Origin of the sequence: Rodentibacter sp. JRC1, assembly GCF_020521555.1 — a bacterium.
Classification (GTDB): Bacteria; Pseudomonadota; Gammaproteobacteria; order Enterobacterales; family Pasteurellaceae; genus Rodentibacter; species Rodentibacter abscessus.
Window position 1 is genome coordinate 202,352 of record NZ_BPWA01000001.1, and the last position, 25,325, is coordinate 227,676.

The following is a 25,325-nucleotide window of genomic DNA, read 5'->3' on the forward strand; positions in this document are numbered from 1 at the left end:
GGTTTAATAATGAAATGGTACGTAGCTGTGGATAACATTGTGTTGTTTGTTGCGAGTTTATCAGAGTTTTAATATACAAGGGTGCGGTTAGGCGAAGCCGTAACGCACCGTAATGAAATTTATTGAATGACGGAAAGGTGCGTTACGCCTACGGCTAACACACCCTACTCCTAAACACAACAGATTTACCTTATTCCACCAATTCCGTGATATTTTTCCGAATCATCAAATAAAGTCCCACTCCCAGTAAACCGCAGACGAAAATAACAACCGCTGTCGAGTAAAAAATATCACCGATTCCCACTAAAGGTGAAACCACACCGCCTAAAAAGAAAGGGGCAAAACCTAATAAGGCAGAAGCGCTGCCGGCATATTGGCGTTCACTTTCCATCGCAAGAGAAGAAATTGCCGGGAAGGTTAATCCCATTAAGAGCAGCATCAAAAAGAATCCTACTTCCACAAAAAGCCAATAAGGTTGGCTCAATAATACGGCGATGGTATAAATCGCTGCAGCAAAAAAACCGAATACACCGATAGAAAGTGCGGTTTGATTTGAGAGTTTTCCTCCCACATTCGCCCCCAATACCAATGCAGCACCATTCGCACCAAAACAGAGGCTGAAGGCAAAAGCACTCAATCCATAAAAACTTTGTAAAACAAAGGGAGAGGCGGCAATATAAGCGAACATTGCACCAAGTAAAAAGCTTTCAATACCGACATAGCTCATAAATAAGCGATTTTTGATAATAATGCCAAAGGTAGAGAAAGTGGAAAGGATGGAACCCGTTAAGCGATTTTCTTCTTTTAAACTTTCTTTCAAACGGAAACAAAAAACAAGTACAACCACACCGATTAATGCAAGGAAAATAAATACGCCTTTCCAACTAATATATTCAAGTAAAAGACTTCCCAAAATCGGCGAAACAATCGGCGCCATACCGTTAATTGTCATTAATAAGCCGAAAAAACGTGTCATTTCTCGTCCGCGATAAAGATCCGTTGCTACCGCACGGGAAATCACTACACTCCCCGCTGAAGACAATCCCTGAATAATACGGAGGGCAATCATTGTTTCAATATTAGGTGAAAATATAATCAAAACCGTGCTGATAATATAAACAATCAAAGAAATAATAAGCGGTTTTTTACGCCCGAATTTATCGCTAATCGGGCCTAACACCAGCTGCCCTACCGCCAAACCAATCATTGCGGTGGTAAGGGTTAATTGTGTCATTGCTGCCGTTGTTTCAAAAAAAGTTGCTAATTGCGGTAAAGAAGGCAAGTAGAGATCTACCACGAAAGGACCAAATGCCGAAAGTACGCCGAGTAAAACAACTAAAAAAGCTTTTAAATTTGTTTTTGTCATCATATTTATTCCAAAGAAAACAAGCCGACTAATTATACGGATCAATTCAATCCCTTCAATCAATTTCAGCCTATTATTATTTCATAATAAGAAAAAGTCCGTTTCCAATTTGCGCCTAGTATTGAGATATTATTTTGTTATAATCCCTGCGTTTTTACCTCATATAAAGGAAATTTTATGAAAAAAGTCATTTTAGCGACCGCACTTTTCGCTCTTTCAAAAAGTATTTTTGCAACAACTCCCGAACAAAATAAGGCTGTGGCACTTGATTTTTACGAGATGGTATTCAATCAACATAAATTGCAAGAAGCGAGTGATAAGTACATTGGTAAAGAATATCTTCAACATAATCCAACCGTAGCTGACGGCAAACAAGCCTTTATTGATGCTTTTGCACCTTTCTTAAAAGCGCATCCGAAATCAAAAGCAACGGTAAAACGTGTGTTGGCTGAGGGCGATTTGGTAGCTTTGCACGTACACAGTCAATTAGATGATAAAGATCGTGGTGAGGCTGTCGTCGATATTTTCCGTTTTGATAAAGATGGGAAAATCGTAGAACACTGGGATGTCATTCAAAGCGTACCGGAAAAAACAGAAAGCGGACGTAGTATGTTCTAACAAAAATGCGTGGCAATTCCCACGCATTTTTGTATTATTATGTAGCAGTTGCACAAAGAGAATTTTATATCCAATATTTAATTTGGGTAGGGTGCGTTAGCTTTGCGTAACGCACCATTTCACCTATCGGTGCGTTACGGCTTCGCCTAACAGCACCGTACAACTGATGCATATTTATTATACAGACAGATTTTGTCTCATTATCCCTTGCTTGCAAGATAAATTTACGGCTATTCATAGCGTTTTTTAACCGCACTTTTGTCTTGTTCCCGCAAACGCTCCAACTTTTCTTTAATCTGAATCTCCATTCCCCGATTGGTTGGAAAATAATATTGCGTATTTTTTAATTCTTCCGGGAAATAATTTTCACCGGCTGCATAGGCATTCGGCTCATCATGCGCATAGCGATATTCCGAACCATAGCCCAATTCTTTCATCAGACTGGTCGGTGCATTACGTAAATGTAAGGGAACATCATAATCCGGTAAAGATTTTGCCTGCTGTTTTGCGGTATTGAAAGCGGTATAAACGGCATTGCTTTTTGGTGCAACCGCAAGATAAATTATCGCTTGCGCAATGGCTCGCTCTCCCTCGTATGCCCCTACTCGGGTAAAACAATCCCAAGCAGCAAGTGCCACCTGCATTGCTCGTGGATCGGCGTTTCCCACATCTTCAGAAGCAATAGCTAAAAGTCGTCTTGCTACATAAAGCGGATCACCGCCTGCCGTTAAAATACGTGCATACCAATATAATGCGGCATCCGGTGCAGACCCACGTACGGATTTATGTAATGCAGAAATGAGATCATAGAAACGATCACCTTGTTTATCAAAACGGGCTTGGCGTTCTCCTAACACTTCTTTTAATAAAGTGCGGTCAATTTTTTTTCCGTTTTCCGTCTCATCAGCCATATCTGTCATCAATTCAAGGCAATTCAAAGCAAGCCGTGCATCACCATTCACATATTCTGCCAATACCCTTAATAAATCCTCTTCTAAAATCAACCGCTCTTTGCCTAAACCCCGTTCAGAATCTTGAATAGCCTGCTGTAAAATCCGTTCAATTTCTTCAATCGTAAGGGATTTCAACACATAAACACGGGCACGTGAAAGTAGCGCATTATTGAGTTCAAAGGAAGGATTTTCTGTGGTTGCGCCAATAAAAATAATTGTGCCGTCCTCAATGTGAGGTAAAAAAGCATCTTGCTGACTTTTGTTGAAACGATGTACTTCATCAATAAATAAAATCGTTTTACGACCCGCAAGACGATTTTGTTTTGCCCGTTCTATCGCTTCACGGATTTCTTTAATTCCCCCCGTTACTGCAGAAATACGTTCAACATCGGCATTGATACGATTTGCGATAATTTCGGCTAAGGTCGTTTTTCCCGTTCCCGGCGGACCCCAGAAAATCATAGAATGAATATGACCGATTTGAATAGCCTTACGTAACGGTTTTCCTTCACCGACAAGATGAGATTGTCCGAAATATTGATCAAGATTTGTCGGACGCATTCTTGCGGCAAGCGGTTGAAAATCATTCTCTGAAAAATCAAAATCAAGGTTAGCCATTCTTCATTTCCTATAAAATTCAAGGGAAAAAATTGAGGGCGTAATCGCTACGCCCTTATCATTATTTTTTACGTTGGTCATCCAACTCCACGCCTTTTGGTACGGTAAATTTAAATAAGCTATTTTCTAATCCTTGATTGGTGATATTACGCAAGACATACAGATTGGTTTGTCCGTCTTTTTCGGTGGTGCTAAAGTTTCTCAATACGCCGTTTGAATCCACACGAATATCAAATTGTCTAATATTGCTTTTATCCGATTTGGGTTTGAGGATAAAAGTATCTGCCTGCTGTGTTACCGAATATTGATTCCAATGGCTTTTATCATCACTAGTTAATAATACAAAAGGCGTATTATTAACCGCATCTTTCACCCATTGTGCCGTCACTTGTTGTACGAAAGGATCGTAATACCAAAGGGTTTTGCCATCGGCGATAATCTGTGTTTCTTGCGGTGATTTTGTATCCATTCGAAATAAGTTCGGGCGTTTGATTTGAATTTTACCACTGCCCTGTTGCACATTTTGCCCATCGCCCGAAGTAACGGTTTGGGAAAAATCCGCACTTAGTACGTTCACTTGGCTTAAACGGGTTTGTAATTCACTCGCTGCATCTGCAAGCACTATATTGCTAAACCCCATCAACGCAAGTGCGGTCAATTTTAAGTATGTTTTTTTCATTCACTTTCCTTTTTTGAGTAAAAACTAATAATCGGGACGGCGTGCAAGAATTTCACGTTTGTTATTTTGCATTGCACTTACAACCCCCTGCTCTTCCATTTGATCCATAATTCGTGCGGCACGATTAAAGCCCACACTGAATTTACGTTGAATTGAGGAAACTGAGGTTGTGCCGGTTGCAAGAATAAACTCCATCACTTCATCAAAAAGGGGATCAAGCTCACCGCTGCCACCTGCCGCTTTATCCGTTTGTTCTTCATCATCGGCACTCTCTAAAATGCCATCAATATAATCCGGTTTGCCACGTGCCCGCCAATCATCTGCAATACGCACGACTTCGCTATCACTCATAAACGCACCATGCACGCGAATAAGATCGGACGAGCCTTGTCCGGAATATAACATATCACCGCGACCGAGTAATGCTTCCGCACCACCTTGATCTAAAATAGTGCGTGAGTCAATTTTACTTGCTACGGTAAAAGCAATACGGCTCGGTACGTTTGCTTTAATTAAGCCGGTAATAACATCAACGGAAGGACGTTGTGTCGCCAAAATCAAATGAATACCGATGGCACGGGCTTTTTGTGCAAGGCGTGCAATTAATTCTTCAATTTGTTTACCTGCAACCATCATCAGATCGGCAAATTCATCGACGATCACCACGATATAATTTAATTTTTTCAATGGTGGAGCCATTTGATCCATCGTATCGCCCGGCTTCCAAATAGGATTCGGAATCGGTTTTCCCATACCTTCCCATTCATCGATTTTCTCATTAAAACCTTCAATATTGCGCACTCGAAGAGCAGAAAGTAATTGATAGCGGCGTTCCATTTCATCTACGCACCAACGTAGCGCATTCGCCGCTTTCTTCATATCCGTAACAACCGGTGTTAGCAAATGCGGAATGTCGTTATAGACGGAAAGTTCCACCACTTTCGGATCAATCATAATGAATTTCACTTCTTCCGGTTGAACACGGAAAAGCAAACTCAAAATCATCGTATTAACCCCCACGGATTTACCGGAACCCGTTGAACCGGCAACCAATAAGTGCGGCATTTTAGCGAGATCCACTACAATTGGCTTACCGCTGATATCTTTTCCTAGCGCCATCGGTAAAATGGCTTTAGATTCACGAAACTCTTTACAATCTAACACATCACGCAACGGTACTATTTGACGATGCGCATTCGGGGTTTCGATACCGATATAAGGTTTACCGGGAATAACTTCGGCGACCCGAATAGAACGAAACATGAGTGCGCGTGCCAAATCCGTATCAATTCCCGTTACCTTTGACGCTTTAATTCCCGGCTGTAACTCAAGCTCATAACGAGTCACCACCGGTCCTATAAGCACATCTTTTACGGTGGCTTTCACATTAAAATTACGTAACTGTTGTTCGATACGACGCGAGGTTTCCTCAACTTCTTCCCGCGTAATATTTTGCGCTTGTGTCGGACGGTGTTCCAGCAAATCCAAACTTGGCAATGGTGTGTTTGGTTTTTCACGTTTTTGGGTAGGCATTTGAAGTGCCGGGTGAATTAAAGAATCACCATAAGGTTTGTAAACCGATGCCGTATTTTGAAGCCTTTCTTGAACTTGAAGTTCAGGTTCTGCCAATGTTACTTTTAACGCACTTTCATTTGCGTTCACTTCCTTTTCTGCAGAAGTTGCAAATTGGCTCATTAGGCTGTTTCGTCCTTTATCGGTATTTTCTATATCATGACCGAGTGAAAGTGCGGTCGTTTTTGAGGCAGAACTAATTCCTGTCGGGGCAAGTGATACCTTCGGCATTTCAGGTTCATCTAATGAAGAAACAGGTACAAAATCAACCGCACTTTGTGATTCTTCTTGTACGGCCTCTTTTGACCAAATCGGTGTAAAACTCGCTTGCTGCGGCAAATCACCTTGAGTTGAAATACTCACTTTCGGCAATTCGTCTAAGTCGTCCGTTTTAAAACCATCAAAAGTTTCATTAAACGGCGACGTTTTTTCCTTATCGGCGGAAGAAATATTCACGGTTGGAGATAATCCGCTGATATTGATCAATTTTTCCGGTTGAATCAATGGGTTTTCTGCATTTATTTCCGTATTTCCAGCAATATTATTTTCACTTGGTTCATCTGAGCCTTCATTCTTTTTATCAAATAAACCCGCCGGTTTTTGAATTACAATCTGTTCTAATTCTTCAATCGAAGCTGATTGTTCTACGATTTCTTTCTCATCATTTTTCATTGTCAGCCAATGATAAAAACGCACGATAAGACGGATTAGTGAAGCACCGGAACAGAAAATAAACCCGATGACGGCAGATACAAAACCTGCGAAAATGCAACCGAACTTACCGAGTGTAGGATAAAGGGAGACCACAAGACTACCGCCCAATACGCCGCCGGACAAGTAATAATTCGTGTTAGAAAGCAATAAAGTTGCCATTACCGTTAAACCGATAAACAACATAATAAAACCGAAACCACGTAACACGACTTTTGTTAAAGAGAGTGAACGAACGGCTTTGGCTTTTAATAAAAACAGCGGCACAAGAAAAAGCAAAAACGGGATCAAATTCCCGACATAGCCGAAAAAGACAAAACAGGCATCAACCACCCAAGCACCAAAAGCACCGGCTTTGTTGATGGTTTCCTGTTGAAAACTGGCCGTTGACCAAGAGTTATCCAACGGCGTATAACTTGACCAAGCGATGATCAAATATAAGCCGAAAAGTGCGGTCAACCCAAAGAGCAATTCTCCAAAATATTGCTTTGGAGTAAAACGTTCGGTAATTCTTTTAATCATTTTTCTTTTAAAACAAGATAATTGGTTTGTTTAACTTCTTCCATCACCACATAAGTGCGCGTGTCATTCACACCGGGTAAGCGTAGTAGCGTTGTGCCTAATAATTTTCGATAAGCCGCCATATCCGCCACACGTGTTTTCAGTAGATAATCAAAATCTCCCGACACGAGATGACATTCTTGAATTTCATCAAGCGCCTGAATAGCGGCGTTAAATTCCTCAAACACATCCGGTTTTCCCCGCACCAATGTGATCTCCACAATCACCAACAGCGGGGCATCAAGCAATTCCGGGTTCAGTAAAGCACGATAGCCCATAATAACCCCTTGTTTTTCTAAACGTTTCACACGTTCTAGACAAGGTGTAGGTGATAATCCGACTTTTTTAGAAAGATCAATATTAGAAATTTTACCGTTGTGTTGCAATTCATTGAGAATCTTTATATCAATCGCATCCAATGCTTTTAATTTTTTTTCCATTTTCGTTTATCCGTTTTTTACTCGCTATTTTAGCGGATTTCCACTAAGTTTTCAGTATGACAATTAGTTTCTAAAAATTATCCAGCACGTCTAATGCATCCGATAATTTCTTTACCGTGAAAACCTGCATATTTTCGACCGCACTTTTCGGCTTATTTCCGAAAGGTACGATCGCACGTTTGAAACCGTGCTTTGCCGCTTCACTAATTCGTTCTTGCCCGCTCGGTACCGGACGAATTTCACCGGCAAGCCCCACTTCACCGAAAATCACCAGATCTTGCGGTAAAGGACGATTACGGAAGCTGGATATAAGAGCAAGTAGTAGCGCAAGATCCGCACCGGTTTCAGTGACTTTCACCCCTCCGACGACGTTTACAAAAACATCTTGATCCGCCATTTGCAATCCTCCGTGCCGGTGCAACACGGCAAGCAACAACGCTAAACGATTTTGTTCCAACCCTACGGCAACACGCCGTGGATTAGCCAACATAGAATGATCTGCTAAGGCTTGAATTTCGACTAACAACGGCCGTGTTCCTTCCCACAGCACCATCACCGAACTCCCGGAAGTTTGCTCATCTCCACGGCTCAAAAAGATGGCGGAAGGATTTTTCACTTCACGCAATCCCTGTTCCGTCATACCGAACACACCCAATTCGTTTACCGCACCAAAACGGTTTTTATGGCTACGTAACGTGCGATAGCGGGAATCGGACTCCCCCTCTAACAGCAAAGAACAGTCGATGGCGTGTTCTAACACTTTCGGCCCTGCAAGCGTACCGTCTTTCGTTACATGTCCCACCATAATAATGGCCACTTGACGTGTTTTGGCATAACGCGTCAAGAAAGAAGCACATTCCCGCACTTGCGCCACGCTCCCCGGGGAAGATTGAATATCGGCTAAATGCATGACTTGAATGGAATCAATGACGATAATTTGCGGTTTAAGCTGATCGGCAAGATTGCAAATCTGCTCCACCGAGGTTTCCGAAAGCATATTGAGTTTATCATTCGGTAACCCTAATCGATTGGCACGCATTGCGACTTGCTGTAAAGATTCTTCCCCTGTAACATAAAGTGCGGTCATTTTTTGTGCCAATCCGCACATCACCTGTAGCAAAAGTGTACTTTTTCCTGCGCCGGGATGACCGCCAATCAAAATCGCACTTCCCGGTACAATACCACCGCCGAGAACACGATCCAGTTCTTTAAATCCACTGGTAAAGCGAGGTGTCTCCTGCAAGCTGATTTCAGAAAGCGTTTGGATTTTCGCTTGGGTTTCACCGGCATAACCGCTGAAACGATCATTTTTTGATTTTGAGGCTGAAATTAACCGCACTTCGCTGATTGTATTCCAAGCTTTACAGGCGGAACACTGCCCTTGCCAGCGGGAAAATTCCGCACCGCAATCATTACACACATAAGCTGTTTTCGGGGCTTTCGCCATGCTATTTCTCCATCAAATGAAGTTTGTCTTAATTACAGGATAGATGCTGCACGCACCCGAGGTTTAACCCATAAGTTAGTGATGAACCGCCGATTCGCTTGAAGTTGCCAAACGCATTAATTTTAACATTCGTTTAAAATACGAACCTGTTTTAAAAAGTGCGGTCAATTTTTCAATGGTTTTTTTATTATCTTTGGTTTCACTGTGGAAACGAATGAGGTTTTGAATTTCACTCAAAAAGTATTGATTGCTTTCTAACAGAATGCCAAGTAAACCTTCGTCTATTAACGTATCACTTTTATTTGACACCACCGTTTCCAACAATTTTTTATTTTCGTCATAATAATGATACAGATTAAAGAATGCCCCCACTCGTTCTACCGTTTTCATAAAATCTCGGTTGAATAGTTCACTTGGCGATGAAAGCGTTTCTTCGACTAAATCTTGCTCCATTTTTAACAGCGCATTAAATTTTGTCTCAAAATTTACCACTCTTTCTTCTCTTTCCGTTTTCAAAAAATCACGCCATTTATTTAACCAATCAGTTAAAACCACAGGCTGACCGAGCTGATAACCGCGTTTTGCCTTGCTGACACTACTGAAATAAATATCCGTTAAAAACGGTAATTCCTCAACAAAATGGAAAAGATCGCTTATTTTTCCTTTTTTTAATTCAAACTCAATTTCACAAATCGGTTGTGAATAGGGCTCGCGTATAATCTTCCCTAAATCAAAGGATACCTCTATTTTAGAATCACGAAATTCGATCAACCAAAAAGTGCGGTCAAAATCAGTAGAGAAAATAGGTTGTAAGGGGGTATTGGGCAATTGTTCAAAAGTATATAGCTTACGTAACAATTCATTTGTGGGGCTAATTTTTTCTTTTAACGGCAAATTATATTCGGGACGACTATGTAACCCGCCCATTACTTGACCGTTCGTTTTTAATGTGAGCGTAACTTCTTGATTTTTTCGACGAACACGCAACCCCATCTTTTGTTTGGCGAGAAAACAATCAGGATAATCATAATAGGTATTCCCTAAAAAAATACTTTTATGTTCCGGCGAATTAAATTGTTGAAGGTGCTGAGCCAATAAATGGAATGTTTCCGGCGAAACGATAAGTTTGAGTTCGATTTCGTTAATCATGATGAATCCTTATGAATTTAACTGTTTAAATATACAAGTAAACTTAAAGAAATCAAGATCTTTTTTCGTGTAATTTCTAACGAAATCAGGTAATATGCGCACGAATTTTTCACCCCTGATATGGAGTAAATGAGATATGGCAATGAATAATATTCTTGGATTATTTGCCCACTCGCCCTTAAAACCGTTGCAGAAACATTCCAACAAAGTAACCGAATGCTGTGATCTCTTAATTCCCTTTTTTGAGAAAACCTTTTCAAAAGATTGGGAAAATGCGGAGAACATTCGTATGGAGATTTCTCAACTCGAACGTGAAGCAGATACCCTCAAGCGTGAAATTCGTTTGAAATTACCACGCGGTTTATTCTTACCTATCAATCGTACCGATTTATTGGAATTGGTCACTCAACAAGACAAACTTGCCAACTTCGCCAAAGATATTGCCGGCAGAATGATTGGTCGCCAGCTTGGCATTCCGGAAGAAATGCAAGAAGAATTTTTAAGTTATGTTCGCCGCAGTTTAGATTCCATTCATCAAGCACATCTCGTTATTGAAGAAATGGACGAATTGCTTGAAACCGGTTTTAAAGGTCGTGAGTTAACACTCGTGAATAATATGATTCAAGAACTCGATACCATTGAAGACGACACGGATCAGATGCAAATAAAATTGCGCAAAATGCTTTATGGCATCGAAACCCATTACAATCCGATCGATGTAATGTTCTTATATAAAATCATTGAATGGGTCGGCGTACTTGCCGACCAAGCGCAACGTGTCGGTTCACGCATTGAATTAATGTTGGCCCGTTCGTAAAAAATAGACAAACATAGGGAAAACACTATGGAAATTATTAATCAATACGGTACATGGCTGGTGTTTATTACGGCAGCGTTTGGTTTTTTTATGGCATTCGGTATTGGTGCCAATGATGTTTCCAACTCAATGGGAACCTCCGTGGGGTCCGGCACAATCACTGCAAAACAAGCCATTATTATCGCGCTTATTTTTGAATCAGCCGGTGCTTATCTTGCCGGTGGTGAAGTTACCGAAACTATTAAAAGCGGCGTAATTGATCCTATGCAATTTGCGGATACGCCGGATATTTTGGCATTAGGTATGCTTTCCGCCCTCTTTGCCTCCGGTGCTTGGTTGTGTATCGCAACCAAAATGGGTTGGCCGGTTTCCGGCACACATACGATTATCGGTGCAATTATCGGCTTTGCCTGTGTAACTATCGGACCGGGATCAGTAGATTGGTCAAACATTGGTAGCATTGTCGGAAGTTGGTTCGTGACCCCTTTTGTTGCCGGTATTTTAGCTTATGCTATTTTTGCCAGTACCCAAAAATTAATTTTCGATACGGATCAACCACTTAAAAACGCCCAAAAATTCGGTCCTTACTATATGGGGATAACGGTATTTGTGCTTTGTATCGTCACTATGACCAAAGGGTTAAAACACGTAGGCTTAAACCTTTCTAACAGTGAGACACTTGTAATTTCATCAGTAATCAGCTTTATCGGCATAATTTTTTGTCATTTCTATTTCCGCAGTAAAGCCTTTAGTAAAGTCGCGACAAAAGGTAGCTTTGGTGCGGTTGAAAAGATCTTTAGTATCTTAATGCTGTTAACTGCTTGCGCAATGGCTTTCGCTCACGGCTCCAACGATGTGGCGAATGCTATCGGCCCGCTTTCAGCCGTCGTTACCATCGTAAATGAAGGCGGTACAATCGTTTCAAAAGCACCTCTTGCATGGTGGATCTTACCGCTTGGGGCATTAGGTATTGCGGTGGGTTTAATCACTATGGGACAAAAAGTGATGGCAACCGTAGGCTCGGGTATCACCGATTTAACCCCAAGCCGTGGTTTTGCCGCACAATTTGCAACCGCAATGACCGTTGTTGTCGCCTCCGGTACAGGCCTACCGATCTCTACGACACAAACCCTTGTCGGTGCGATTTTAGGTATCGGTTTTGCTCGCGGTATTGCGGCATTAAACTTAACGGTTATTCGTAATATCATTAGTTCATGGGTGGTTACATTGCCTGCCGGAGCGTTCTTTTCAATCGTTATTTTTTATATTTTACGAGCGATCTTTCATTAATCAAAAGTGCGGTTAAATCGAGTATCAAATTTTCAATAGCGATAAATAATCTAGAAAATTTAACCGCACTTTCTTTGTGAAAAAAAGTCTGTTAATACGACGTATATTTACAGAATTAAGGGAGAATTATGTCAACACTGACTAAACTTTTACTTTCTAGTGTGTTACTCGGTTCGGCAGTAAGCTCCGCCTATGCGGAAACACAATATGTAACGGAAAATCTCAATACCTATCTTCGTCGCGGTGCGGGGGATCAATTTAAGATCGCAGGTGCAATCCAATCCGGCGAACAAGTGAATGTATTGGAACGACAAGGAAAATACAGTCTTATCCGTGATAGCAAAAACCGTGAGGCTTGGATTTTAACTTCAGAACTGAGCAGCAACCCAAGCAGTAAATTGGAAAACCCGAAGCTAAAAGCGCAAATTCAGGAATTGACATTAAAACTCAATCATTTAGACAGCGACTGGCAACAACGTACCGTTGAAATGCAGCGTCGTACTAAACAATCAGAGCAACAAAGCAGTGAATTACTTGAACAAAACTCTCAGCTTAAACGTGAACTAGAAATCATCAAAAACAAAAACCGTGATTTGGAAGCGTTACTTGATGCCGGTAAACGGGAAATTGCCATTCAATGGTTTATTTACGGCGGCTCAGTGTTGGGTGTCGGTTTACTACTCGGCTTAATCATCCCGCATATTTTACCAAGACGTAAACGTCGCGATAGCTGGGGTTAAATATTGTAGTGAACTAAATTAAAACGGATACAAAGCCACAGCCCGAAAACAGTTCGGCAAGGCACAGAAATGCAATAGATATTTTTAAATTTAATTCACTATAAACGCCGAGCGTTCTATTTTTAAGGAAAATCAATGGAAATCTACTTAGTGGGCGGTGCAGTTCGAGATCAACTATTGGGCTTACCTGTAAAAGATCGCGATTGGGTTGTCGTGGGGGCGACACCGGAAATCCTGTTATCACAGGGTTATCAACAAGTAGGCAAAGATTTTCCTGTTTTTCTCAATCCTAAAACAAAAGAAGAATATGCACTGGCTCGAACAGAACGTAAATCCGGTAGCGGCTATAAAGGATTTATCTGTGATTTTTCACCGGAAATTACATTAGCGCAGGATCTGATTCGCCGAGACCTCACAATCAACGCAATGGCGCAAGATGCACAGGGCAATATCTACGATCCTTATCAAGGCAAAACAGATTTAGAGAACCGCATTTTACGCCATATCTCCCCTGCTTTTGCCGAAGATCCATTACGTGTTTTGCGTGTTGCGCGTTTTGCGGCTCGTTTTCATCATTTAGGTTTCCAAATTGCAAAGGAAACCTTTCAGCTAATGAAACAACTCACACAAAGCGGTGAACTGTCATATTTAACGGCGGAACGTGTTTGGCAAGAAACCGAGAAAGCCTTAACGGAAAAACACCCTGAAATTTATTTTGAGACACTACGTAAAATCGGCGCATTGAACGTGCTTTTTCCTGAGCTTGATGCGCTTTATGGTATCCCCAACCCTGTACAACATCATCCTGAAATTGATAGTTTTGTGCATACAATGTTGGTATTGCAACAAGCGGTTAAACTCACTCAAAATCAACCCAAACATTATCAAAGTGCGGTTCGTTTTTCAGCAGTTTGTCATGATCTCGGCAAAGCCCTTACGCCCAAAGAAATGCTTCCCCATCACTATGGACATGAAAAGGCAGGTATTAATCCTACCCGTGCATTCTGTAAACGTTTTAAAGTGCCCACCGATTATCAAGAACTCGCCGAACTGAGTTGTGAATATCACACACACATTCACAAAGCCTTTGAACTTCGCCCCGAAACCATCATAAAATTATTCAATCGTTTTGATGTTTGGCGTAAACCGCAACGTTTTCAAGCCTTTCTTCTGGTTTGTCTTGCCGATACCCGTGGAAGAACCGGTTTTGAAGAGCGGGAATATCCGCAAATTGACTATATCAATACGCTGTTAAATATTGCAGCCAATGTTGATGTTCAACAGGTAATTGCCGATGGATTTGAAAAAGAAGGGATTCGGGATGAACTCAATCGCCGTCGGATAAAAGCGGTTAAAGAGACTCAAAAAGCCTATCAACTCCCTTAAAAACAGACTTTACTAAGCAGAATTAACCTCTTAAAATACCCACAATTTTTTTGGCTTTTTGTAATCTATGAAATCACTTAAATTTTTGACCGCACTTTTTATCACCACAACGCTGGCGGCTTGTACATTAGATGCGGAGCGTCCGACAAACGTACAATATCTTGAGAAAACCGATGCCGTATGGCAGCAACATTTACAAAAAATCGAGAAAATTCAACAGTATCGAGCTAAAGGACAAATCGGCTATATTAGCCCGAAAGAACGCTTTTCCAGCCGTTTTGAATGGCAATATAAAAATCCTAAATCCTACAAACTGAAACTCTATTCTTTAATCAGTAAATCTACCCTAATAATCGAAATGCACCAACAGGGAATGACCATTTCGGATAACAACGGTAATCAACAATCCGCACGCAATGCAAAATTACTTTTGCAAGAAATGCTCGGAATGGACGTACCGTTAGAACACCTAGCCTACTGGTTAAAAGGTCAGCCTACCGGTTCAGATTACAAAGTAGGGTTAAATCACTTTCTCGGTGCTTTTAGTTTTCCGATTGAAAACGCGACTTGGACGGCTGATTATTTAAATTACCACGCAGAAAATGCGATGCCGGAAAATATCTTATTAAAAAATAAAAGCACTTCTCAAACCTTAAAAATCCGTGTGGATGAATGGGCTTTTTAATGAAAACACATCAATTTTCTACCGCACTTTCATCACAACTTGGAAAGCCTAATCGCTTTCCAAGTCCGGCGAAACTGAATTTATTTCTTTATATTAACGGCAAATTGCCCAACGGTTATCACGAACTCCAAACACTTTTCCAATTTCTTGATTTCGGCGACTGGCTTGAAATTGATGTTCGTGAACAAGATAACCGAATTCTTATCACTCCCGAAATCCCAAATCTTAAAACCGAAGAGAATTTAATCTATCGTGCCGCAAAATTGTTACAAGAAAAAGCGAATATTTCAAAAGGTGCAAACATTCATTTGGAGAAAATCCTGCCGATAGGCGGCGGTGTGGGTGGCGGATCTTCTAACGCAGCAACAACATTGGTTGCCCTAAATCATCTTTGGAATGCCGATTTATCTCTCATTGAATTGACGAAACTGGGATTAACGCTCGGTGCGGACGTACCGATTTTTATACACGGACACGCTGCTTTCGCAGAAGGGGTGGGAGAAAAAATGACATATTGTGAGCCGGCTGAAAAATGGTTCGTTGTATTAAAGCCGGAAAGCGCAATTTCTACTGCCGCTATTTTTAATGATCCGAACTTACCACGTAACACACCAAAACATTCTTTAGAGGAACTACTTGATTTTCCTTATAAAAACGATTGTGAAAAAGTTGTGATAAATCTCTATCCGGACGTTGAAAAAGCCCTAAGCTGGTTGCTACAATACGCACCGGCAAGATTGACCGGAACCGGTGCCTGCGTATTCGCCGAATTTGATCATGAAGCCGACGCACAAGTATGCTTTCAACGAAAACCACCTGAGTTATTCGGTTTTATTGCGAAAGGACTCAATGTATCACCGTTACATCAATGGTTAAAACAACACAATCTTTCTAATTCATCTACAACCTAACCTGAGGTCATAAAAAATGCCAGACATTAAACTCTTTGCGGGTAATGCAACACCTGAACTTGCCAAACGTATTTCCGAACGTTTATACATTTCCCTTGGCGATGCGACAGTGGGTCGTTTCAGCGATGGTGAAATTCAAGTTCAAATTAATGAAAACGTGCGTGGTGCGGATGTTTTTATCATCCAATCAACTTGTGCCCCAACTAACGATAATTTAATGGAATTAATCGTGATGGTGGATGCCTTACGCCGTGCCTCCGCCGGTCGAATCACTGCCGTTATTCCTTATTTCGGTTATGCACGCCAAGATCGCCGCGTGCGTTCCGCCCGTGTGCCAATCACCGCTAAAGTCGTAGCGGATATGCTTTCCACCGTAGGTATCGACCGCGTATTAACTTGCGATTTACACGCAGAACAGATCCAAGGTTTCTTTGATGTACCGGTCGATAACGTGTTCGGTTCACCGGTATTAATTCACGACATTTTGAAAAAAACGGATCTTGAAAACCCAATCGTGGTTTCTCCGGATATCGGTGGTGTCGTACGCGCCCGCGCGGTCGCAAAACTGTTAAACGATACCGATATGGCGATTATTGACAAACGCCGCCCGCACGCGAATGTGGCACAAGTTATGCACATAATCGGTGATGTTGCAGGGCGTGATTGTATTCTTGTGGATGATATGATTGACACCGGCGGCACATTATGTAAAGCGGCGGAAGCACTAAAAGAACGCGGAGCCAAACGCGTATTTGCCTATGCGACTCACGCGGTATTTTCCGGTTCGGCTGCGAAAAATCTTTCAAGCGGTGCAATTGATGAAATCGTGGTAACCGACACAATCCCGCTTTCATCGGAAATAAAAAGTATCGGCAAAGTACGCGTTCTTACCCTCTCTTCTATGCTTGCTGAAGCGATCCGCCGTATCAGTAACGAAGAATCCATCTCAGCAATGTTTAGCTAATTTTCTTAAAAGTGTGCAGCGTTATATAGCCGTTGCACAAAGAGCTTTGATATTTCTGGGGGCAGGGTGGGCAAATTTTTTGTCCACCGTTGAAGAAATATCGTAAGTAATTAGAAAGGTGGGCAAAAATTTGCCCCCTACGGGATCGATGGGTATCTACGATGTTTTGCGCAACTGCTGCAGAATACCGAAAGCAAATGCTACATAATAATGTAATTATCTTAAAAGTGCGGTTAAATTTGACCGCACTTTTTGACCGCGCTTTGTTTTCTATCTTTGCTCCACTTTTCGCAAAATTTGACTAATATCACAAAATTGAAACTTCACTATTGAGATTTTTTTCCTATCAATGCATAATACTAATAAATAAGAACCAATCTCATTTAAGGATTCCAATGTTACGTATTATACGCTATACGTTACTGCTCATATTTTTCTTTTCTCAACCGATTTTGGCACAAGATAATTATCAACAATGGGTATCGGATATTACCGCCCGCCTAGACAGAACCACGGCACTACTTCAACAAAACAATCCTGATGATGCACGTACGGAAGTACAAATGGCATATTTTGAAGTATTTGAGAATTTGGAAGGACCGATTCGGATTAATTTCTCCGCTCAAAAAAGTTACCAAATGGAGGCAACCTTCGGTGAAATTCGCAAAATGATCGGCGAAGGCAAGCCCTTTGATGAAATTCAAGCTAAAATTGATGGACTAAAACTAGCGTTACAACAAGTGTTACCTGCTCTCATTGACGGACATCAACTCAATGCTGACGGACAACATAACGTATATCAGAACGATCAAATCCTACCCTATTGGCAACAAAGTTTTAAAACTATTGATGATTTAGTTGCTCAGGCAATTGAAACGTATGAACGAGGCGATTTTGCCAAGGCAAAACAATTATTTCAACAAGCTCAATACGATGGTTACAAAAATTCAGAAATGGAAATGGCGATTCGTACTAACCGTTCCTCCGAACAATCAGCCGCTATCAATCAACAATTCTATCATTTAATTCGCTTGAGCGAACAAGCCGATCAAATGACGGAAATTGCTTATCAGAGTACTAATCTTCTGCAAGATATTGAAGATCAGCTACCTAACCTGCCAACCACAAGAGAAGAGCAAAATATACAAAATGATACGACACAATCAACGGAAGGCTCGGAACAAGATTGGCAAAAAATTGCCGACCAAGTGAATCAAGGTATTCAACAAGCCATCGCACTTTATGAAAAAGGCGAACAGAAAAAAGCGATGCTTACTACACAAGACATCTATTTTGATGTGTTTGAAAACAGTGGAATGGAAAATAAAATCGGTTCCCGAGACAGTGATTTCAAAGCTGAAATCGAAGGCTATTTCACGCGAATAGTCAGCCTAATGAAAGCAAATCAAGGTGATAAATTACAGGCACAAGCGGAAGGCTTAGCCCAAAACTTAGCAAAAGCCGTCAATATGTTACAGGGTGGGGAACAAAGCGATTGGTCGCTATTCCTATATAGCTTATTGATTATCTTACGTGAAGGTTTGGAAGCCCTGTTAATTGTTGCCGCCATTATCGCCTACTTGGTAAAAAACAATCATCAAGACAAACTGCCGACTATTCGCCAATCCGTTTATGTAGCGCTTATCGCCAGTGTCGTCACGGCATTTATCTTCCAACTTATCTTTGAAAATTCCGGTCAACATCGTGAATTATTGGAAGGTTTCACCATGATTATTGCCGTTGTTATGCTTTTTATGATGAGTTACTGGCTTCTTTCGAAAGTGGAAGCGCAAAACTGGAAACGTTATTTGGAAGGTAAACTTTCCACCGCATTAACGGCAGGATCTTTAGCCGGATTATGGCTTACCAGCTTTTTAGCGGTTTATCGTGAAGGTGCAGAAACCGTCCTGTTTTACTATGCCCTTGCCGGTGATGCCAAAAGTGCGGTCGGTTTCATCTATCTTTTCGCCGGTTTCCTTGTAGGCGCATTGCTACTGACAATTTGTTACTTCGTTATGCGCTACACAGTAGTGAAACTCCCCCTTAAACCTTTCTTTATGTTCACAGGCATATTTATGTATGTGATGGCATTCGTGTTTGCCGGTAAATCGGTATTAGAACTGATTGAAGGCAAATTATTCGAGCCTACACTTATTAACAATGCACCGGAAATTTCGTGGCTGGGCATCTACCCTTATGTCGAAACCTTAGTTCCGCAAGTTATTTTAATCATCGCTGCACTTTTTGCCTTAGTAGTAATGAAATATCAAAGTAAAAAGTCAGTATAACCTTTAAATCTAGGAGATTTTAATATGAAAAAAGCACTCATTGCGACCGCACTTAGCGCAGGTTTATTCGCTGCAAGCGCTCAAGCATTTACTGAATACCCAATCGGTGAAGCCGTTACGATGAACGGTATGGAAATCGCTGCCGTTTATTTAAAACCGATCGATATGGAACCACGCGGTATGGGCTTACCCGCAGCGAAATCCGACATTCATTTAGAAGCGGATATCCATTCGGTGAAAGGCAATAAAAACGGATTTGGTGACGGCGAATGGATGCCGTATCTCACCATTAACTATACTTTAGTCAATACCGATACCGGCGAAAAACAAGAAGGTACCTTTATGCCGATGGTTGCCGGCGATGGCCCTCACTATGGCGCAAACGTGAAAATGATGGGCGTGGGTAACTATAAATTAACTTATCATATTGATCCGCCGTCAAAAGCAGGTATGCACCGTCATACCGATGAAGAAACCGGTGTAGGTCGTTGGTGGAAACCTTTTGATGTAAATTATGAATTTAAATTTACCGGATTGAAATAATTTTTCACCACATATCCGAATATCTCCTCTCTCGGCTACAAACGGGAGAGGATAGCGAAAAAAGGGAAATTCAATTATTGTTTTCCCTTTTTCCAGTAAAATTGCCGTGTGTAATTTCCGCCTTTCTTGTTGGAATTTAGGCAAAAATGTAATATCTATTTTCGTTGTTTATGACCTACTTTTTCGTCTTTCTACTACAATCCTTATTGCCGATTTCTCTTTTACTCGGAGCGTCTTGGGCAATAAAACAAAATGTGATTTCCCCAAAACGTCTCATTTGGTTGAGCCTTTTAGGATTGGGCTGCGGCATTTTGCTACGCCTTAATTTGCCCACCGGACAAATACCAAATCTAATCCTCACCATCGGCTTTTTAATTGCCTTCTTACTTTTTGCGCTAAGTCAATGGATAAGCTCCACCGCAATTACCGCCTTTTGGCAATTTACCTTAATGCTCATTGCCGGCGCAATTTGGGCGAAAGATCCCAACATTACTGTTCTCACAAACACTGATATCATTAATACCGATTTTATTTTGAATCTAAGTGCGGTCATTTTCGGCGTGATTTTATGTTTTGCCGTCTCTGTGTGGAACTTCCTCTTACTCAAACAACAAAAAACAGAGAAAAAATCCACCGCACTTTTCGCCCTTAATTTTCTGCTTTGGTTCGCCTTAGTGATTCCATTATCGGGAGAATTACTGCTCATTTTGATGAAATTACAGATTGTTGAACTCACTAAAGAGCGGCTAAGTTTTGCGGCAAAATCAGGCAACCTGACAACTTGGTTAAATGTAATCTGCGTAATAATAATGCTTGTTACCTTAGTAATATTTACATTTAAAACACATTTTACACGCAAGGCACAAGCTAAGTCCGTATCGGATCCGATTGAAAAACGTAAAAAATTGGCTTTAGTGCAAACTTCAAAACGAATTATTTCTTGGGGATTATTTGCCGCTATTTTAATTGCGACAAGCCAACTTTATTGGCAACAGGTGGCTTCTCGTCCACCGCAACTTTCCGAAGCAATCCCCGTAAAGCTTGATCAAGCACAGCAAGTACATATTCCGATTGAACAAGTAAAAGACGGTAAACTTCACCGCTTTGTATGGATTGCAGATGATGGAAAAGCCGTGCGGTTTTTTATTATTAATCGTCAGCCGAACAAACTCAGCCTTGCCGCCGTATTTGACGCTTGCTTATTATGCGGTGACCAAGGCTACGTGATGCAAGGCAATCAGGTTGTGTGCGTAGGTTGCGGCGTGCATATGTTTATTCCGTCTATCGGTAAACCGGGCGGGTGTAATCCTGTTCCGATTGAAGATTGGCAACAAACGGAAAATGAAATTGTCATCAAACGCACTTCATTGGAAGACGGGCTAAATTTATTCAGTACCATTGTGGAAATTGAGGTGCAAGATCCAATTAGCGGTGCAAAATTAAAAAATACTCAAACGGAACATAAATATAGTTATGAAAATCATACTTACTTCTTTGAAAATGAAAAAAATCTTGAGTTGTTCCGCGATGATCCTGAAAAATATTTAGGCAACAAAAATGGAAAAGAGGAATAACAATGTTAACCAGAATGTTATTTCAATCTTGGCGTTTTGGCATTAAGCGTAAATTATTAGCCATTATCACCCTGTTTTTAGCTGCCGGTTTAGTATCGGCACTGCTTGCGGTATCTATTGATATCGGCGATAAAATGGCAAAAGAGTTGAAATCTTACGGTGCGAATATTTTGATCGAACCGGCAAGCAATGCGGCACTACCGAATGAATTTAATACCGGCACGACACTTGCAAGCCAAGATTTTATTGATGAAAAAGAGCTGCCGAATATCAAAGATATTTTTTGGCGCAATAATATCGTGGGCTTTGCTCCGCAATTAAGCGCGATGGTGAACGCAGAAAAAACATCGGAAAAATCAACCGCACTTTTTGAACGCGTATCTATTCTTGGTACGTTTTTCGATCACAACATTGCCATTCCTGATGAAGAAGATTATCACACCGGACAACGTATTATCAGCCCTTATTGGCAAGTGCAGGGTAATTGGGTAGATGATGCCGAAGATAATTTCGGCGGGCAAGTTCCCGTGCTTATCGGTGTACAACTTTCCGAACGCTACGGCTGGAAAATTGGCGATTCGTTGAATTTGAGTTATCAAGAAAATGATTTTAACCGCCAAAGTGCGGTTAAAATTCAGGGTATTTTAACTACCGGCGGAGCGGAAGATAATCAAATCGTGATGCCGTTGAGTGCTGCACAAACTCTACTCGGTTTAGAAGGCAAAATACAATCGGTAAAAGTCTCTGCACTTACAGTGCCGGAAAATTCACTCTCACGTAAAGCGCGGGCAAATACGGATGCTTTGGATGCGGAAGAATATGATCGTTGGTATTGCACCGCTTACGTCTCTTCGATTTCTCACCAATTAGAGGAAGCGGTTTCCGGTGCGATCGTTCGCCCGATTTGGCAGGTTGCGGCATCAGAAGGTGTCGTTATCGGCAAAATTCAATTATTGCTTGCTGTAGTCACTATCGCGGCTTTAGTTGCCGCCGCAATGGGTATAGCTTCATTAATGAGTTCCTCAATTATTGAACGGGCAAAAGAAATCGGCTTAATGAAAGCCTTGGGAGCATACCAATGGCAAATTGTCTTACTATTTTATTGCGAGGCAATTCTCAGTGCTCTTATCGGTGGTTCACTCGGTTGTATTGCCGGCTGGGGATTGGCAAAATTTATCGGCTCCGCATTGTTCGGCGCACCACTTGATTTTGCTTGGATCGTTATTCCCTGCGTATTGGTACTTTCCATTTTAATTGCACTGATTGGCACTTGGTTTCCGGCACATCGCATTGCCAAACTCTACCCGATTGAGGTACTTTATGGCAGACAATAGAAGTATGTTTTGGCGGTTGATTTTCCACTCGCTTCGCCTACGTTTACAACGCGTCCTGATTATTTTCACCGCCTTAACGGTTGGTGCGGGGATCGTAACCGCTATGGCTGCCGTGTATTTCGACATTAATACAAAAATGAGCCAAGAACTACGCACTTTCGGTGCTAATTTTTATATCGGTTCTGCAAACGGTGAAATGATAGAAGTCAATCAACTTGATAATATTATTCGGCATGCACCACATGATCTCATCACCACGGCAAGCCCTTATCTTTATGGCGTGGCACGTAGTGAGCTGGAAAAAATCGTCATTATGGGCGTGCGTTTTGAGGGAATAAAGGCCCTAGCCCCTTATTGGCAAATTAACGGTTCTGCAATTAATGTAAGCTTTGATGATCGTAATGCGATGATTGGCAAAAACCTTGCGGAAAGGCTCCACTTAAAACTTGGCGATAAATTACAGTTATCAAAAAATGCCGTAGAAAAACATCAATTTACCATTAAAGCCATTGTGGAAGCCGGTGATGCCACGGATAATATGTTAATCGTTAATTTGGAATTTGCACAAAACTGGCTGGAAAAAGAAGGGCTTGCGAATAATGCCCTACTCAACGTGAAAAATGAATCCGGCCAAGTAGAACAATTTGCGGATAACATAATGCAGCATTATAAAGATCTTGTGGCTCGCCCTATCCGTAAGGTATCCGCTTCAGAGGGGCAAATTTTAGATAAAATCAAAGGGGTGATGGGATTGATTTCTTTCGTCATTTTAGTGCTTGCCACCCTCTGTGTGAACACCACATTAATTGCTATTGTAGGGGAACGAGCCAAAGAATTTGCTCTGCAAAAAGCACTGGGTGCAAAGAGATCCGACATTATTAAACAAATTTGTACCGAAATCCTCATTATCGCCTGTGCAGCGATCGTGGTGGGGTTAGGGTTAGGTTATTTACTCGCACAGATTTTAGGTTTAACCGTATTTAAATCCTATATTGATATGCGATTACCCGTGCTCCCGATTACCATTACACTTTCCCTATTCGTTGCATTTATTGCCGTGATTATTCCGACACGTAGCGCACTGAATATTCAAATGGCAAATGTATTAAAAGGTGAATAAAAGAAAAAATCAGAGAAAACTATGACCCAATTTGTGATCGAAACTCAACATTTATACAAACGCTTCGGGCAAGTTACAGCCCTTGAAGACATTAATATTCAAATTAAGCAAGGGGAATTTGTTGCTATTATGGGGGCATCCGGTTCCGGAAAAACAACTTTGATGAACATACTCACCGGATTAGATACCGCCAGCGAAGGGAAAGTGATCTTAGACGGTGTGGATGCCGCACAGCTAGATGAAATCGGTCGTCAGCGTTTTCGTGCGGAAAAAATCGGTTTAGTATTCCAACAATTCCATCTTATTCCTTACTTAACCGCGCTTGAGAATGTAATGCTGTCTCAGCATTACCACAGCGTAATTGATGAAGCGGCAGCCAAAGCCGTACTGGAACAAGTGGGGTTAGGACATCGTATTGATCATCGCCCCAGCCAGTTGTCCGGAGGAGAGCAACAGCGCGTATGTATCGCACGCGCCTTAGTGAACCAACCACCGGTTATTTTTGCCGATGAACCCACCGGTAATTTAGATGAAAAAAATGAAGCTTTAGTGTTGGATCTATTACAACAATTAAATCATCAAGGCAGAACCATTGTGATGGTTACTCACAATCCGGAACTCGGTGAACTCACCAATCGCACCATTTATCTTCAACACGGTAAATTTTTACGGGAACAACAAAATGAACATTAATTTATTATTCAAATCCTTATTCTTAAGTGCGGTCGTTTTCGGCACGGTTTCTTGCAAAGAGGAAACAGCAGCTCTCGGTAAACACGCACCGGAGATTGCCGCCTATGATTTACAAGGTAAACAAGTGAATTTGCAGGATTGGCAAGGCACTCGCTTACTCACTTTTTGGTCGGAAACTTGCGGCCACTGCATTGTTGAACTTAAAGAATTTGAAAAACTTGCAACATTGTATCCAAATAAAGTGCAGCTTATTGCAATTAATGTGGACGGTGAAAAGATGGATACGAAAGCAATAGTCGCCAAACACCAACTCACTCAAACAGTGATTAAAGATCAAATGAAAATCACTGCCGAGCGCTATCAATTAGTCGGTACCCCCACTTCATTCATTATTGACGAAAAAGGCAATATTCAAGCAAAATTTGAAGGAAAAATCCCTCAACAAGAACTGGATAAATTATTCAAAGGATAAAGATTTAAAGCAAAAAATATGAAACGATTTTACTTAATTATCAGCACACTATTCGGGATTGCTTTTTTTGCGCAAGCAGAAGTACCAACAAATACTGATTTCAGCAAAGCAGAAAAAATTTATAAACGTTCCTGTGCGACCTGCCACGGAAAACGTGGTGAAAAACCTGCAATGGGCGAATCAAAAATCATCAATCAATTAAAAACAGAAACGATTTCGACCGCACTTTTAGAACGCAAAAACGGAAAAATTATCGGAGCCGGAAATCCGGCAAAACAGCGTTTAAGCGAGGAGGAAATTAAAGCTTTGTCTGAATTTATTCCGACATTAAAATAAATGTCTTGAAATTTTTTTAAACTAATATCAGAATATGGGGTCTCAAAGGAGATTGGCA

Annotated in this window: 23 protein-coding genes; 16 read left to right on the forward strand and 7 right to left on the reverse strand. The window is 41.3% G+C overall.

What is annotated here, in order from left to right:
• Positions 1-190: 190 nt before the first annotated feature.
• Positions 191-1,366 (reverse strand): multidrug effflux MFS transporter, encoded by a 1,176-nt coding sequence (locus HEMROJRC1_RS00965; protein ID WP_226692899.1) that lies wholly within the window; start codon positions 1,364-1,366, stop codon positions 191-193.
• 177 nt (positions 1,367-1,543) lie between these two features.
• On the opposite strand from HEMROJRC1_RS00965, the gene HEMROJRC1_RS00970 reads away from it, so the two are divergent.
• The gene (locus tag HEMROJRC1_RS00970; RefSeq protein WP_226691207.1) at positions 1,544-1,984 is read left to right on the forward strand and encodes an ester cyclase; all 441 of its coding nucleotides are present in this window, start codon (positions 1,544-1,546) and stop codon (positions 1,982-1,984) included.
• A gap of 230 nt (positions 1,985-2,214) precedes the next feature.
• Here HEMROJRC1_RS00970 and HEMROJRC1_RS00975 read toward each other — a convergent pair whose 3' ends face one another.
• The 6 genes from HEMROJRC1_RS00975 to HEMROJRC1_RS01000 form a co-directional block, all read right to left on the reverse strand.
• On the reverse strand, positions 2,215-3,555 hold the full coding sequence (locus HEMROJRC1_RS00975) for a replication-associated recombination protein A (RefSeq protein ID WP_226691208.1): 1,341 nt from the start codon (positions 3,553-3,555) through the stop codon (positions 2,215-2,217).
• Positions 3,556-3,616: 61 nt separating this feature from the next.
• Positions 3,617-4,234, reverse strand: a complete 618-nt coding sequence (gene lolA, locus HEMROJRC1_RS00980) for an outer membrane lipoprotein chaperone LolA (protein ID WP_226691209.1) — start codon at positions 4,232-4,234, stop codon at positions 3,617-3,619.
• Positions 4,235-4,258: 24 nt separating this feature from the next.
• Positions 4,259-7,039 (reverse strand): DNA translocase FtsK, encoded by a 2,781-nt coding sequence (locus tag HEMROJRC1_RS00985; protein ID WP_226691210.1) that lies wholly within the window; start codon positions 7,037-7,039, stop codon positions 4,259-4,261.
• A complete protein-coding gene (gene lrp / locus HEMROJRC1_RS00990) occupies positions 7,036-7,518 on the reverse strand; it encodes a leucine-responsive transcriptional regulator Lrp (protein ID WP_226691211.1) in 483 nt (160 codons plus the stop codon). Before lrp ends, HEMROJRC1_RS00985 begins: the two co-directional genes overlap by 4 nt.
• A 70-nt stretch (positions 7,519-7,588) precedes the next feature.
• Positions 7,589-8,965, reverse strand: coding sequence for a DNA repair protein RadA (gene radA / locus HEMROJRC1_RS00995; protein WP_226691212.1), 1,377 nt, complete (start codon positions 8,963-8,965; stop codon positions 7,589-7,591).
• A 75-nt stretch (positions 8,966-9,040) separates the two neighbouring features.
• Positions 9,041-10,114, reverse strand: a complete 1,074-nt coding sequence (locus HEMROJRC1_RS01000; RefSeq protein WP_226691213.1) for an inorganic triphosphatase — start codon at positions 10,112-10,114, stop codon at positions 9,041-9,043.
• Between the two features lie 136 nt (positions 10,115-10,250).
• On the opposite strand from HEMROJRC1_RS01000, the gene HEMROJRC1_RS01005 reads away from it, so the two are divergent.
• The 15 genes from HEMROJRC1_RS01005 (at position 10,251) to HEMROJRC1_RS01075 (ending at position 25,267) form a co-directional block, all read left to right on the forward strand.
• Positions 10,251-10,931, forward strand: coding sequence for a TIGR00153 family protein (locus HEMROJRC1_RS01005; RefSeq protein ID WP_226691214.1), 681 nt, complete (start codon positions 10,251-10,253; stop codon positions 10,929-10,931).
• A gap of 27 nt (positions 10,932-10,958) precedes the next feature.
• Positions 10,959-12,221 (forward strand): inorganic phosphate transporter, encoded by a 1,263-nt coding sequence (locus HEMROJRC1_RS01010; RefSeq protein WP_226691215.1) that lies wholly within the window; start codon positions 10,959-10,961, stop codon positions 12,219-12,221.
• 128 nt (positions 12,222-12,349) lie between these two features.
• A complete protein-coding gene (locus HEMROJRC1_RS01015; RefSeq protein ID WP_226691216.1) occupies positions 12,350-12,961 on the forward strand; it encodes a TIGR04211 family SH3 domain-containing protein in 612 nt (203 codons plus the stop codon).
• A gap of 135 nt (positions 12,962-13,096) precedes the next feature.
• Positions 13,097-14,347, forward strand: a complete 1,251-nt coding sequence (locus HEMROJRC1_RS01020; RefSeq protein ID WP_226691217.1) for a multifunctional CCA addition/repair protein — start codon at positions 13,097-13,099, stop codon at positions 14,345-14,347.
• 67 nt (positions 14,348-14,414) lie between these two features.
• A complete protein-coding gene (gene lolB / locus HEMROJRC1_RS01025; RefSeq protein ID WP_226691218.1) occupies positions 14,415-15,032 on the forward strand; it encodes a lipoprotein insertase outer membrane protein LolB in 618 nt (205 codons plus the stop codon).
• Entirely contained in the window at positions 15,032-15,943 is a 912-nt protein-coding gene (gene ispE, locus HEMROJRC1_RS01030; RefSeq protein WP_226691219.1) for a 4-(cytidine 5'-diphospho)-2-C-methyl-D-erythritol kinase, read from the forward strand. Before lolB ends, ispE begins: the two co-directional genes overlap by 1 nt.
• 16 nt (positions 15,944-15,959) lie before the next feature.
• Positions 15,960-16,907: a ribose-phosphate pyrophosphokinase gene (locus tag HEMROJRC1_RS01035; protein ID WP_226691220.1), complete on the forward strand. Its 948-nt coding sequence runs from the start codon at positions 15,960-15,962 to the stop codon at positions 16,905-16,907.
• Positions 16,908-17,302: 395 nt separating this feature from the next.
• A complete protein-coding gene (locus HEMROJRC1_RS01040; RefSeq protein ID WP_226691221.1) occupies positions 17,303-19,195 on the forward strand; it encodes an FTR1 family protein in 1,893 nt (630 codons plus the stop codon).
• 24 nt (positions 19,196-19,219) lie between these two features.
• Positions 19,220-19,738: an iron transporter gene (locus HEMROJRC1_RS01045; protein WP_226691222.1), complete on the forward strand. Its 519-nt coding sequence runs from the start codon at positions 19,220-19,222 to the stop codon at positions 19,736-19,738.
• A 170-nt stretch (positions 19,739-19,908) separates the two neighbouring features.
• Positions 19,909-21,312 carry a Fe-S-containing protein gene (locus HEMROJRC1_RS01050; protein ID WP_226691223.1) on the forward strand — a complete coding sequence of 468 codons (1,404 nt, stop codon included), beginning with the start codon at positions 19,909-19,911 and terminating at the stop codon, positions 21,310-21,312.
• Between the two features lie 2 nt (positions 21,313-21,314).
• A complete protein-coding gene (locus HEMROJRC1_RS01055; RefSeq protein WP_226691224.1) occupies positions 21,315-22,646 on the forward strand; it encodes an ABC transporter permease in 1,332 nt (443 codons plus the stop codon).
• Positions 22,633-23,766 carry an ABC transporter permease gene (locus tag HEMROJRC1_RS01060; RefSeq protein WP_226691225.1) on the forward strand — a complete coding sequence of 378 codons (1,134 nt, stop codon included), beginning with the start codon at positions 22,633-22,635 and terminating at the stop codon, positions 23,764-23,766. Before HEMROJRC1_RS01055 ends, HEMROJRC1_RS01060 begins: the two co-directional genes overlap by 14 nt.
• Positions 23,767-23,787: 21 nt before the next feature.
• A complete protein-coding gene (locus HEMROJRC1_RS01065; RefSeq protein WP_226691226.1) occupies positions 23,788-24,459 on the forward strand; it encodes an ABC transporter ATP-binding protein in 672 nt (223 codons plus the stop codon).
• On the forward strand, positions 24,449-24,931 hold the full coding sequence (locus HEMROJRC1_RS01070) for a TlpA disulfide reductase family protein (protein WP_226691227.1): 483 nt from the start codon (positions 24,449-24,451) through the stop codon (positions 24,929-24,931). The genes HEMROJRC1_RS01065 and HEMROJRC1_RS01070 overlap by 11 nt, the downstream gene beginning before the upstream one ends.
• A gap of 18 nt (positions 24,932-24,949) precedes the next feature.
• Positions 24,950-25,267, forward strand: a complete 318-nt coding sequence (locus tag HEMROJRC1_RS01075; RefSeq protein WP_226691228.1) for a c-type cytochrome — start codon at positions 24,950-24,952, stop codon at positions 25,265-25,267.
• Positions 25,268-25,325 lie beyond the last annotated feature (58 nt).